The 13,114-nt window shown below is 63.0% G+C and carries 11 protein-coding genes and 1 pseudogene; all 12 read left to right on the top strand.

Annotation, left to right across the window (positions count from 1 at the left end; translation table 11 throughout):
- Positions 1–703, top strand: a pseudogene (locus QZ079_RS04265) (cell division protein FtsH); the annotation flags it as partial.
- Positions 704–939: 236 nt separating this feature from the next.
- Positions 940–1,848, top strand: a complete 909-nt coding sequence (locus QZ079_RS04260) for a zinc ribbon domain-containing protein (RefSeq protein WP_297035500.1) — start codon at positions 940–942, stop codon at positions 1,846–1,848.
- Between the two features lie 194 nt (positions 1,849–2,042).
- Complete coding sequence (locus tag QZ079_RS04255; protein ID WP_297035496.1) at positions 2,043–3,002, top strand: NYN domain-containing protein; 960 nt, start codon at positions 2,043–2,045, stop codon at positions 3,000–3,002.
- A 204-nt stretch (positions 3,003–3,206) separates the two neighbouring features.
- The gene (locus tag QZ079_RS04250) at positions 3,207–3,725 is read left to right on the top strand and encodes a zinc-ribbon domain-containing protein (protein ID WP_291288612.1); all 519 of its coding nucleotides are present in this window, start codon (positions 3,207–3,209) and stop codon (positions 3,723–3,725) included.
- A gap of 28 nt (positions 3,726–3,753) precedes the next feature.
- On the top strand, positions 3,754–4,191 hold the full coding sequence (locus QZ079_RS04245) for a DUF523 domain-containing protein (RefSeq protein ID WP_291289903.1): 438 nt from the start codon (positions 3,754–3,756) through the stop codon (positions 4,189–4,191).
- A gap of 51 nt (positions 4,192–4,242) precedes the next feature.
- Complete coding sequence (locus tag QZ079_RS04240) at positions 4,243–4,611, top strand: VOC family protein (protein WP_291289902.1); 369 nt, start codon at positions 4,243–4,245, stop codon at positions 4,609–4,611.
- A 666-nt stretch (positions 4,612–5,277) separates the two neighbouring features.
- Positions 5,278–8,067, top strand: a complete 2,790-nt coding sequence (gene ileS, locus QZ079_RS04235; RefSeq protein ID WP_297035506.1) for an isoleucine--tRNA ligase — start codon at positions 5,278–5,280, stop codon at positions 8,065–8,067.
- 100 nt (positions 8,068–8,167) lie between these two features.
- On the top strand, positions 8,168–8,779 hold the full coding sequence (gene lspA, locus QZ079_RS04230) for a signal peptidase II (protein ID WP_297035493.1): 612 nt from the start codon (positions 8,168–8,170) through the stop codon (positions 8,777–8,779).
- The gene (locus QZ079_RS04225; protein ID WP_297035490.1) at positions 8,776–9,783 is read left to right on the top strand and encodes an RluA family pseudouridine synthase; all 1,008 of its coding nucleotides are present in this window, start codon (positions 8,776–8,778) and stop codon (positions 9,781–9,783) included. The genes lspA and QZ079_RS04225 overlap by 4 nt, the downstream gene beginning before the upstream one ends.
- 186 nt (positions 9,784–9,969) lie before the next feature.
- Positions 9,970–11,226, top strand: coding sequence for a glycosyltransferase family 2 protein (locus QZ079_RS04220; protein WP_297035503.1), 1,257 nt, complete (start codon positions 9,970–9,972; stop codon positions 11,224–11,226).
- 108 nt (positions 11,227–11,334) lie between these two features.
- Entirely contained in the window at positions 11,335–12,741 is a 1,407-nt protein-coding gene (locus QZ079_RS04215) for a hypothetical protein (RefSeq protein WP_297035487.1), read from the top strand.
- Between the two features lie 2 nt (positions 12,742–12,743).
- On the top strand, positions 12,744–13,114 hold a 371-nt coding region (locus tag QZ079_RS04210; RefSeq protein ID WP_297035484.1), incomplete at its 3' end, for a prepilin peptidase.

Here is a 13,114-nt window from a genome sequence, read left to right as displayed (position 1 = left end):
GCTGCGCGCCGTGCGCATGGGCCGCAACCGTGCCCTGCAGGAGGACTTTGAGGAATCGGTCGAGGTCGTCATCGCCGGCCAACAGCGTAAGTCCACGGTGCTCTCCGACCACGAGAAGCAGGTCGTCTCCTACCACGAGATCGGGCACGCCATCGTGGCGGCGAACATGAAGGAAGGCGCGCCGGTCACGAAGATCACCATCGTGCCGCGCACCTCGGGCGCGCTCGGCTACACCATGCAGGTGGAGGAGGACGAGAAGTTCCTCACCACGCGCCAGGAGGCGCTCGACAAGCTCGCCGTGTACTGCGGTGGCCGCGCTGCCGAGGAGCTCATCTTCAACGAGATGACCACCGGCGCGGCGAACGATATCGAACAGGCGACAAAGCTCGCGCGCAACATGATCACGCGCTTCGGCATGTCCGAGGAATTCGGCATGATGGCGCTCGGCACCGTGCAGAACGCCTACCTCTCGCAGGATACGTCGCTCACCTGTGCGCCCGGTACCGCCGAGCACGTGGACGAGGCGGTGCGCAAGCTCATTGAGGATGCGCACGCCCGAGCGATGCAGATCCTGAAGGAGAACAAGTTCAAGCTGCACGAGCTCGCGCGCTACCTCTACAAGAAGGAGACGATCACGGGGCAGGAGTTCATGACGCTTCTGAAGCGCGAGAACCCGCTCATGCCGCCGAAGCCCACGGCGTAGCGGGTCGCAGCTCCGTTTGGCCGCCCCGCCTGGGGCCGGACATATTCTTCTGTGCTCAAACAGTCCTCGAAAAGCCCGCCTCGGCGGGCTTTTCTGCGGAACTGCGCCAGAAGAATATGTCCGGCCCCAGGCGGGGCGGAGTTCGTTGACGTAGGTGCGGGTCGGCGTCTCGCACTTGCATTTTGCTGGCACCCCCTTTCATGGAGCAAGCATTGTCTCGTGATGGGGGGGTTACTATGTTCTGTCCCAAATGCGGCCAGGAGCTGCCCGACGGCTCGACGTTTTGTCCGTGGTGCGGAGTTGCCAGCACGGGTGTGGCGAACGTATCTCAGCCCAAAGCTGCGGATCCCGCGCCCGTTCAGACCCCTGCACCCGCGGTGCCGAGTGTGTCTGCGACTGATTACGCCGCGGCGCCGGGCGCGCCCAAGCGCTCGAAGAAGCCGCTCATCCTCGGCGGCATCGCGGTCGTGGCGGGGGTGGCTGCCGTTGTCGCCATCGTGCTCTTTGCGACGGGCGTGCTCGGTGGCGGCGGCACAAAGAGCATTCCCAATGGCCGCTACTCATTGTACGGGATCATTCCTTATGACTTTAGAGTGAGCGGGGACGCGGGAGAGCAGACGCTCGAGTTTGTCGAGACAAACGGGGGTACAGCGGTTTTGTGCTCCGGTACGCTCGTCCCGGATGGCTCAAACAGCTATGGCACCATATGGCGCGTCGAGGACATCGAGTTCTCTCCCGAGTACTCGTCGTCATCGACCACGACGGATTCCATCCGCGTGCAGTTCCCCGAGTCCATTGCTGAGGGCGACCCCACGGGAACATGGTATTTAGAGATATCTGAGTCCAACGGTAATGTTATGTATTCGGTCGTTCAGTTTTCAGAAGATGGAACGGTTCAGGCAATCTCGTCGTCCGTACATTTAGAGGCAGCCGATCTTGCAACGAGTGTCTTGGACGATGCTCTTTCAGCTGAGGATGTGTTCAACGGGGTTTATCAGCGTTCTAATTATCGAGGGGACTATGGCTTTAGTGAGACCCTCACCTTGACGAGCGTTCCCAATGCCGACCCCCTCATACACGTCTATTACCTTGAGAACCAAAATGGTGAGCTACACGGCATTGTGAGCATCCAGCTCGACGAATAGGTGCATCGAACCGATTTGTTTCGATCCGAACCCCTTCGTCGCGAGGTGTTTCGGTCTAAGCCCAGCGCCTCCGGTTCGCCGGCGGATAGCGCCGCCGTCGTTCGGGGTATCATGAGCCATAGCGGGGGGGCGGGGCCTTTCGGCTTTGACCGGCAGGCTCCACACCCGCTCGAACATCCTACAGAAAGGTTCCCATGGCTTCAGATACCTCACACGACCCGCGGTTCGCGATCCTCATCGACGCGGACAACATTGCGCCGAAATACATCAAGATTATCCTTGACGAGGTGGCAAACTCCGGCATCGCCACGTACAAGCGCATCTACGGGGACTGGACGAGCCAGCGGCTCGCCTCGTGGAAGGGCTGCCTGCTCGACAACTCGATCATCCCCATGCAGCAGTACAGCTACACCACGGGCAAGAGCGCGACAGACTCGGCGATGATCATCGACGCGATGGATATCCTCTACTCCGGTACCGTAGACGGCTTCGCGCTCGTGAGCTCAGATTCCGATTTTACACGCCTTGCAGCCCGCCTGCGTGAGAGCGGCATGCAGGTGATCGGCATGGGGGAGGAGAAGACGCCCGAGCCGTTCATCTCGGCGTGCAACCAGTTCAAATACCTCGACCTGCTCTTCGCCGCGCGGCGCAACGAAGACGACGTCCAAGAGGACGATGCCGAGTCCGATGTTCCCGCTAAGCGCTCCAAGCGTTCCTCGAAGGCCGCTCCGAAGAAGGCGGATAAGCCGTCCGACGCGCACAAGCCGGCATCAAGCAAGGCGAAAGATGAGCCGGAGAAGGAAGAAGCGGTAGAGGAACCCGGTACGGCGTCCCCGCGTCCCCGGCGTGCTCCCGGCGACATGGGCGGCGACATCGAGTTCAGCGAGCTGCCTCGCACGGCGCGCCGCAGCCATATGCGGCGCATCCGCTCGGCGGTCGATTCGATCGTCGACCAGTTTTCCGATGAAGAGGGCTGGGTGTTTCTGGGGACGGTCGGAAGTGAGCTGCCCAAGCGTCTGCCCGATTTCGACGTGCGCAACTACGGGTTCCGCAAGCTCAGTCCGTTTTTGAAGTCCCTCGGTGTGTACGAGTTCGAGGAGCGTGCGAACACCGCCGGCGCCCGGGCGATTTATCTGCGCATCAAAGAGCAGTGATGAGCTGGCGCTTAACGTCGAATTATCGGCGGGGCTGAGCGGGAACGCGCGTGGGATGGAGGCTCTTGTGCGAGGCCGGGCGTGACAACTTTTGGTACGTCGCGCATCTTGTCCGCAACAGGTGGTATATTCGAAACGGTTCGCGAGCGCAACCGCCGCGGATCCATTGTCCATTTCGTACGTATAGTCAAGAAGGTGGAACCCATGGGTTTTCTCGATGACGTCCAGGCTTCCTTGAATCGCGGCGTCGCCGGTGCCAACCGCGGCGTGGAATCGATGAAGCTCAAGAACCAGTTGAACGACGCCATGAAGCGTCGTCAGGCGCTTGCGGCGCAGTTGGGCGCAAGCCTCTACGACATCACGAAGGACGATCCTTCGTTCCGTACGGGCCGTGAGCAGCTCTTCGACGGCATCGCTCAAATCGACGCCGAGCGCGCCTCTATCCAGGCTCAGCTCGACGAGATCGAGCGTCAGAACGCCGCCTCGCAGCAGGCTGCGACGGTCGTGGTGTGCCCGTTCTGCCACACCCGCATCAGCGCCTCCGATATGTTCTGCGCCGGCTGCGGCAAGTCCATGGCCGACATCATGGCCGCCTCTGGTGCTGCTGCGCCTGCCGCTCCGGCTGCCGCCCCCGTCGAGGGACCGGTCTGCCCCAAGTGCGGCGCTCCCGTGAGCGAGGGCGACGCGTTCTGCATGTCCTGCGGGCAGAAGCTCGGCGAGTAGCGCGAACGCTCCTGGCTGAGCCATACCCATGCGCGTCGTCGTGAGTGCCTGCCTGTTGGGCAGGAACTGCAAGTACAACGGTGGGAACAATCTTTGTGACGACCTCGTGGCCGCGCTTGAGGAGCGTGGCTGCGAGGTCGTCGCCGTTTGCCCCGAGGTTGCCGGCGGCCTGCCCACGCCGCGCCTGCGCTCCGAGATTCGGAGTGGCGTCGTGGTGAACGAGGTGGGGGAGAGCGTCGACGAGGCGTTTCGCGCCGGAGCTGCCGCGGAGCTCGCCCGCGCTTCGCACACAGGAGAGATCGACGCCGCCATCTTACAGCCGCGCAGTCCGTCCTGCGGGGTGGGCAGCATCTACGACGGCACCTTTTCTGGCGTGCTCGTGCGCGGCGACGGCGTGTTCGCGAGCATGCTCAACGAGCGCGGTGTTCCCGTGTTCAGCCCCCAGGAGTTCCTCGCGCAAGGGTAGGATCTTAAGCGCAGTTTCTATTTATTCGCTTGGTAAGAAAGAGGGATATCCATGGCAGAGAAGATCAAGAATCCGGTTCAGGAGCTCGGTATGCACATCGAGCACATCGGCATCAATGCTGCAGACGAGGCCGAGGCCGCTCGCATCGCGGCGCTTATCGAGGCACTGTTTGGCCTGGAGCAGAGCGAAACGTCCGTCTCGTATTTCAACGACGTGCTCATCGAGGTCATGAAGGGCTGCGGCCGCGGGTCGATGGGCCACATCGGCTTTGCCGTGAACGATATCGCGGCGGCAGAGGAATACTTCTGCTCGCGGGGTCTTACGATCTGCGAGGAGTCTCGTGTCTTGAACGACGACGGCACCACGAAGCTCGTCTATTTCAACGAGGAGATCGCCGGGTTCGCCGTGCACCTGTGCTAACCCCCGTTTTGCGTTAGGGCTTATGCGCTGATGTCGTGCCCTTTGCGCACGCGACGAAGCGGCAAAACCCGAGGTGAAGCTCGAAACTATAGATATACCTTGAAGTGTTGTCGGCAGCCATGTGATGCGTCGGCAAATGGCGTTCCATATCGCACGGAACGTGCTACAATAGCGCCCAATGGCTGTGAAGGGGACGAGTAGCCGGTCTCCGTGCCGATGAGAGAGCAAACTGCGGGCGAGGATGCGCCCGTGCTGCGAGGTTTGCCGGCGCGCCCGTGCGAATATCACCCCGGAGCTGCGGCCCGAACGAAGAGGTTCGATTGATTGGTGGACGGTGTCCGTCTCCGGTCAATGGGTTGGGAGGAACACGTCCCCAACCAACCCCTTTTAGTAGGCGTCGCCGGGATGGCCGCCGTGATAGGCCAGCCGAGTAACGGGCGCGCGAGCGCCTAAGCTGGGTGGTTCTAAGCGAAGAGCTTTTGCGGGCACGACCTGCACATCGAGCGCTTCGTCCCAGCTTGCAGGGACGGGCGCTTTTTTGTTGGCGCCCAGGATGGGCAGCGGTGCCACCGCGCCCGAACGTCGCGGCGTCGCGCCAGGACGCCTCGACAGACGAGAAGGGGAGGGCATCCCGTGGCGAAGGAAAAGAGCAAGTACCAAGAGACCATGAACCTGCCGAAGACGAGCTTCCCCATGCGCGCGGGCTTGAACAAGTCCGAGCCCAAGCGCCTTGAGGCATGGAACGAAAACGGGGTCTACGAGCTGCTTCAGAAGAAGAACGAAGGGCACAAGAAGTTCGTGCTGCACGACGGCCCTCCATACGCGAACGGCCCCATCCACATCGGCCACGCCATGAACAAGATCTCCAAAGACATGATCATGCGCTACCACGCCATGCTGGGTGAGCAGACCCCCTACGTCCCCGGCTGGGACTGTCACGGCCAGCCCATCGAGCACAAGGTGGAGGAGAAGCTCGGTACGGCGAAGTTCAACGCGACGCCCACGGCGAAGATCCGCGAGATGTGCCACGAGTTCGCCGTCGAGAACATCGAGCTCCAGAAGGCCGGGTTCCGCCGCTTGGGCGTGCTCGGCGATTGGGATAACCCGTATCTCACGCTCTACCACGAGCACGATGCCGCCGATATCGAGGTCTTCAAGGCCATGTTCGATGCCGGCATGATCTATCGCGGTCGCAAACCCGTGCACTGGTGCAAGCACTGCCACACGGCGCTCGCCGAGGCCGAGATTGAGTATTCCGACGAGACGAGCCCCTCGATCTTCGTCCGCTTCGAGCTCATCGACGTGCCCGACGCACTCGCTTCGAGCGGTATGCCCGTCGACGTGGTGATCTGGACCACGACCCCCTGGACGCTCCCGGCGAACGCTGGCGTGGCGCTCTCGCCCGAGGCGGACTACGTCGCCGTCGAGGCCGACGGCCGCCTGGGCATCATGGCGAAGGCACTTTGGGAGAAGGTCTTCCACGAGACCGCGCATCGTGAGGATGCTCGCCTCTTCACGCCCGCCGGAGCCGTCGAGCCCTGGTGCGCGAAGGGCGAAGAGCTCGTGGGCATCACCTATAAGCAGCCCATCTTCGAAGGCGTGACGGGCAAGGTCGTCACGGCGGACTACGTCACGCTCGAAGACGGCACCGGCTGCGTGCACACCGCGCCCGGCCACGGCGTCGACGACTACTACACCGGCGTCCGCTGCAACCTGCCCATCATCATGCCCGTCGACGACGATGGCCGCTTCTATGTGGGCGAGGAGTACGGCACGGGCGGCCCCTTCGGCGGGCTCGACACCGACGAGGCAAACCCGAAGATCATCGCCTGGCTCACCGAGCGCGGGACGCTGCTTGCCGAGAAGAAGATCACCCACAGCTACCCGCACTGCTGGCGCTGCAAGAATCCGGTCATCTTCCGCGCGACGGATCAGTGGTTCGTCTCCATGGACGAGACGGGTTTGCGCGAGCAGGCGCTCGACCAGGTGCTGAACCACGTGGCATGGTATCCGGACCACGCGAAGAACCGCATCGGAGCCATGGTGGAGCAGCGCCCGGACTGGTGCATCTCGCGCCAGCGCAACTGGGGTGTGCCCATCCCGAGCTATACGTGCGCGGACTGCGGCGAGAAGGTTATGAACGACGACACGCTCGACGCCGTGATCGCGCTCTTCAAGGAGAAGGGCTCGGACGCGTGGTTCACCGACGCGCCCGAAAGCTACCTGGGCGACGCGTGCGTCTGCCCCAAGTGCGGCGGGCATCATCTCAAGGCCGACCGCGACATCCTCGACGTGTGGTGGGATTCCGGCGTGTCCTGGAAGGCCGTGTGCGAGAACCGTCCCGAGCTCGAGTACCCGGCGGACATGTACCTCGAGGGTTCCGACCAGCACCGCGGCTGGTTCCAGAGCTCGCTCCTCACGAGCGTGGGCGCCAACGGCGTCGCGCCCTACAAGGCGGTCGTCTCCCAGGGCTTCACGCTCGACGGCCAGGGTCGCAAGATGTCGAAGTCGCTCGGCAACGTGATCGATCCGAACAAGGTCTGCGACGAGATGGGTGCCGACATCATCCGCCTGTGGGTGGCGAGCGTCGATACCTCTTCTGATGTCGCGATCGACCACGAGATCCTTGCGCGTACCTCGGACGCATACCGCCGCTTCCGCAATACGTTCCGCTTCCTGCTCGGTGAGCTTGAGGGACAGTTCGACCCCGAGCGCGAGGAGGTGCCGTTCGAAGACCTGCAGCCGCTCGACAAGCTCATGGTTGCGCGCCTCACGCAGGTGCAGGCCGAGGTCGACGACGCCTATCGCGGCTATGAGTTCAACCGCGCCTACCGCACGCTCTACGATTTCGTGGTCACGGAGCTCTCGAACGTGTACCTCGACGCGCTCAAGGACCGCCTCTACTGCGAGAAGGTGGGCTCGCTTGCCCGCCGCAGCGCCCAGACCGTGCTCACGGAGCTCCTTTCCATGCTCCTGCGCGACCTGCAGCCCATCCTTGCCTTCACGTGCGACGAGGTCATGGCCTATGCACCCGCCGGCGCGCGCGACGGCCAGACGTATGCGGCGCTGCTCGATTGGTACCAGGCACCCATCGCGCTCGATGAGGCCAATCGCTACGGCGAGGTGCTCGATGCTGCCATGGAGTTGCGTAGCGTCGTGACGAAGGCTATCGAGGACGCCCGAGGCGCGGGCACCTTCACCAAGAGCCAGGAGGTGCGCGTCCAGGCGACCGCGCCGGCGGAGGCCTACGCGCTTCTCACTGGCGACCTTGCCTGCGACCTCGCCGAGTTCTTCATCGTGTCCGAGGTCGAGCTCGCACAGGGCGACGAGTTCACCGCGACGGTCGAGGCCGCCCATGGCGAGCGCTGTGATCGCTGCTGGAACTACCGCGAGGACACCGGTGTCCACGGCGAGCACGAGCATATCTGCGCGCGCTGCGCCGCCGCGCTGAACTAGTGTGACAATCGTGCCAGGGGAAACTGTCACGTTTTCCCTGGCTTTGACGTGACAGCGGTGCCAGGGGAACCTGTCACGGTTCATGTTGGAAGGTATAGTAGTGGCAAAGAAGCGAGTGGACGTTAATGAGTTCAAGCCGCCTCTGCTGTGGAGGCTTGGCATGCTCCTGGTGGTCGGCGTTTCGGTTGCGTGCATCGACCAGATCGCCAAAGCCGTCGCCCGCGCGGCGCTCTCTCCTGCAGGCACGGTCGGCGTCCAGGTCATCCCTGGAATCCTCGATTTCGAGCTCGTGTATAACGAAGGCGCTGCGTTCGGCCTGGGAGAGGGTTATGCGCTCGTGTTCGTCTCGCTCGCAGTCCTCATGGTCGCGGGAACGCTCATATACCTGCTTCGTGCGCCGCTCGTATCGAGGTTCGAAGTCGTTGGCCTCGCGCTCACCTGCGGCGGGGCGGTCGGCAACGCTATCGACCGCGTAGCGCACGGTGTCGTTACCGATTTCATCGCGACCGCGTTCATCGATTTTCCCGTTTTCAATATTGCCGATATCGGTATTACCGTCGGCGTCGTCGTGGCACTGATCGGCTTCATCTTCCTCTCGCCTGCGAACCAGGCTGCTCGCGAGCGTGCCGAAGCCGATCGCGCTGCCCACGCCGACAGTACCGTTCGCTGCCGCACCGCCCGCAAAGGCGCACGGAAGAGGCGCTCACGATGACCGGCGACTTGCACATCCTGGTTGACGAATTGGATGCTGGGACACGTTTGGACTCCTTCTTGGGAGGACAGGACTCATGCCCCTCGCGTTCGGCGTGCGCACGGCTCATCGAGGCTGGCGCCGTCGCGGTGAATGGCGAGACGAACCTTTCGAAGAAATATTGCGTGGCCGCGGGCGACCGCATTTCCGTTGAGCTTCCCGAAGAGCGAGAGCCCGGTGCGGTGATCCCGCAGGCGATTCCGCTCGATATCCGGTTCGAAGATGACTACCTCATCGTCCTTTCCAAGCAGCGCGGCCTCGTGTGCCATCCGGCGCACGGACACGCCGACGGCACGCTCGCGAACGCACTCGTGTACCATTGCGGCTTGGAGCACCTCGGTACGCTTCAGGGCGAGGACCGCCCGGGTATCGTTCATCGGCTCGATCGCGACACGACGGGTCTCATGCTCGCCGCGAAAGACGATGCTACGCAGCGTGCGCTACAGGACCTCATTCGCTTGCGCACGCTCGACCGCCGCTATATCGCACTCGTGCACGGCTATATCGCACATGACGAGGGCACGATCGACACGGGCATCGCCCGCTCGACGCGCGACCGCGTGAAGATGGCGGTGTCGGACGACCCCTTCGCGCGGCAGGCCATCACGACGTTCCGCGTGCTCGAGCGTTTCGATGCAGAACGCTTCGACGAGGGCTACACGCTCGTCGAATGCCATCTCTATACCGGGCGCACGCACCAGATCCGCGTCCACATGCGCCACATCAACCATCCGCTCGTGGGCGACCCGCTCTATGGCAAGGGCTCTGAGCGCGCCGATTTGGGGCTTACCCGGCAGTTCCTGCATTCCTGGCGCGTGAAGTTCGCGCATCCCGTCACGGGCGAGGAGATCGAGTGTCGCGACACGCTTCCCTGGGACCTTGCGGCCGCGCTCGAGGAGCTCGAAGACCGTTCCCTCGGTCGCACCGAGGCGGGCGAGGACATCGTCCCCCAGCTTATGGGATGAGAGCATCCGGCCAAGCTGGTCGCAACCGCGCTCACGCAGGCGCGGCTGTCTGGATTTTATCGATTTCGCCGCGGCGCTGCGGCTCTGTCCTAAACTGGTTCCCACCATCACCTCTACCTTTGGAGTGCCCTCGTGCCCGATTTCATCGCGAACTTCCTTAGCGCGACGCCCATCGTGCAGTTCAACATGATCGTCGTAGCGCTTTTCACTGTGTGCTTCTTCTACCAGGCGGTCTTCTTCGTCATCGGCGTCGTGCGCGGCGAGGTGCGCTATCCGAAGGCCAAGAAGCTGCACCGCTACGCTTTCTTCATCGCCGCGCATAACGAGGAGGCCGTTATCGCGAACCTCGTCCGCTCGATCCGCGAGCAGGATTACCCGTCTGAGCTCATCGACGTCTTTGTGGTGGCCGACGCCTGCACGGACGACACGGCGCGCGTCGCTCGCGAGGCCGGCGCGATCGTCTACGAGCGCGAGGACCTTGCGCGCAAGGGCAAGAGTTGGGTCATGGACTTCGGCTTCAAGCGTATCCTGCGCGAATACCCGGGCACCTACGAGGGCTTCTTTATCTTCGATGCCGATAACCTCGTGAGCCCGGAGTACACGCGTATCATGAACGACGCCTTTGACGCGGGCTACATGGCCGTCACGAGCTATCGGAATTCGAAGAACTTCGGCAGCTCCTGGGTCTCGGCTGCCTACGCGACTTCCTTTCTGCGTGAGGCGCGCTTCCTGAATAACGCGCGCATGCTCTGCGGCACCTCGTGCGCTGTCTCGGGTTCGGGGTACCTCATCTCGGCGAAGATCATCGAGGGCATGGGGGGCTGGCAGTTCCACACGCTCACCGAGGATATTCAGTTCTCGACGTTCTGCGCCGTCCACGGCGTGCGTATCGCCTACGCGTCCGCGGAGTTCTTTGACGAGCAGCCGGTTGGGTTTGCCGCCTCTTGGAAGCAGCGCATGCGCTGGACGAAAGGCTTCTACCAGGTGTTCTTCACCTACGGTTCGCAGCTCGTGAAATCGTTCGTCCGGCATCGGCGGTTCTCGGCGTACGACATGTTCATGACGATTGCACCGGGAAACCTCATTACGCTCATCTCGATTCTCGCGAACGGGACGTTTCTCGTCGTGGGGCTCTTGAGCCACGGTTTTCTCGCTACCGACGCCGAGATCGACGCCTGCTTCCAGTCGATCGTGGCCTCGCTCGCCACGCTCTACCAGACGTATCTCATCATGGGGCTCTTCACCATGATCATCGAGCGCAAGCATATCCACTGCAAGAGCCACCTGCGCATCCTGCTCAACATCTTCACGTTCCCACTGTTCATGCTCACGTATATCCCGCTCATCGTGGCCGCGCTCTTCCTGAAGGTCGACTGGGTGCCCACGCCGCACAGCATCTCGCTCACGCTGGACGACGTGGTGGGGAAGGCCGCGGAGGCGTAGGCGCTTCGTCGCGCCCGTCGGCTGCGTTTCGATTTCGCGCCTGCCGGGATGTCTACGCCCACGCAGGGTAGTATAGGGAAAACCATCTTCCCGTTAGGAGCCCCGTCCATGGAATCTCGCACGACCACCTCTTTCCATCTGCCGGTGCGGCCCACGTTTGCCGCACGTCCCACCGCCGACGCTCCGCTCGACAGTGTGCGTCTCGAGGCCGAGTATATCCAGGTCGCCGAAGGCCTCGGTGGAGACGCGCCCTCGCACGAGGCGGGCGACGCGTTCCTCTCCACCACGAACGCGCTCTATCATGGAGGTCCGGTGCAGTGGAGCTTCGTGCCTAAGATCTTTTCCAGCCGCGACCTCGGCTACCTCGCCTGGATCGCCGAGACCATGGGTGGCATTATGGAGAAGGTCACGGCGCGCTTCGTGGAGGATGCGGACTTCCGAGCGCTCTTCAAGCTCGATCCCGCCATCGAGCGGCTTGCCTGCATGCCGAACGCCTTTCCCGTGCAGATTCCCATTGCCCGCGTTGACATCTTCCTCGACGAGGTCACAGGTGCTTTCAAGTTTTGCGAGCTCAACACCGATGGCTCCTCAGGCATGCTCGTGACTGAGGAGGTGACGCGTGCGAACTTGCTCACAGCGACGGGCTCGGAGTTCGCACGGCGACATGGTGTCGCGGCCTTCGACATCTATGGAGCGTGCGTCGAGGCAATCCTTTCTTGCTACCGCGATGCGGGTGGGAGCGCTGCTCGCCCACGCGTCGCTGCCGTCGATTATGCCGAGAGCATCGTCCGCGAGGAGATTGAAGAGTTTGGGCGCGTGTTCGCCGAGCACGGCGCGGAGCTGCGCTTTACCGACATCCGCGACCTGAGGTATGTGGATGGCGTGCTGCGCGATGCGGCAGGCACCATCGACTGCGTGTGGCGGCGCGTCGTGATCTCGGAGATGCTTGAGAAGCCATGTGACGGCGCGGATGCGCTCATGGCCTGTGCCGAGGACGGGCGCGTACCCATTGTCGGCGGTTTTCGTACCTGGCCGTGCGCCACGAAAACGGTTTTCGCGGTGCTTCACAGTGAGACGGTGGAGGATGTCCTCACCAGCGCGGAGCGAGCGTTCGTACGCGAGCACGTGCCGGCGACCTACCTTCTTGACGCTTCGAGCGACCTTGCACCCTTCTCCGAACGCGAGCGCTGGATCGCCAAGCCGCGCGACGGCTACAACAGCATCGGTGTCCGCGCGGGACGCGACTGCACGGATGTGGAATGGCGCGCGGTGCTCGACGAGGTTGCACAAAGCGGCGGCATCGTCCAGGAATACGTCGTGCCCTATGCCTCGTCGAACGTCGAGGGCGGTGTTGCGGGGCAGGACAGGCCGTTCGAGCCGTATATGAACATGGAGGGGCTCTTCCTCTTCAACGGGCGCTTCTCCGGCGTGTTCACGCGCTGCGGGCAGGCCTCGGTCATCGGTGAGTTTGCCGGCCGTCTGAACATGGGCTGTCTCGTGGTCGAAGGCGCGTAGCGATGCCTGCGGCGGCGGACTTCGCAGAAGGGTATTCGGCTGGTGATATTCTTGCGGGCGCGGCGCATCTTTTCTTCTTCGTGCTCGTTGCGGCAGCGATCGCGTACGACGGGCGCGAGCGGCGCGTTCCCAACGGGCTCGTGCTCGCCATGCTCGCCTGTGGTGCCGTGGTCGCCTGGTGCCGATATGACGCTGCCGCACGCGGATTCGTGTTCGTGGCGACGTTCGCGGTCTGCGCGGCACTCGTCGCAGCGGAAGTGCTGTGGAGGAGATGGCGTGGAGACGCCGGCCTCGGCATGGGCGATATCAAGGTGCTCTTCTGCATGATGCTCGTGCATCCTGTGGTCGCGGTCGCCGCGTTCGCGGCGGGTCT

The sequence above is a fragment of the uncultured Enorma sp. genome, from assembly GCA_905210055.1.
GTDB lineage: Bacteria > Actinomycetota > Coriobacteriia > Coriobacteriales > Coriobacteriaceae > Enorma.
Note: the sequence above shows the minus strand (reverse complement) of the source record. Positions and strands in the feature narration are given on the sequence as shown.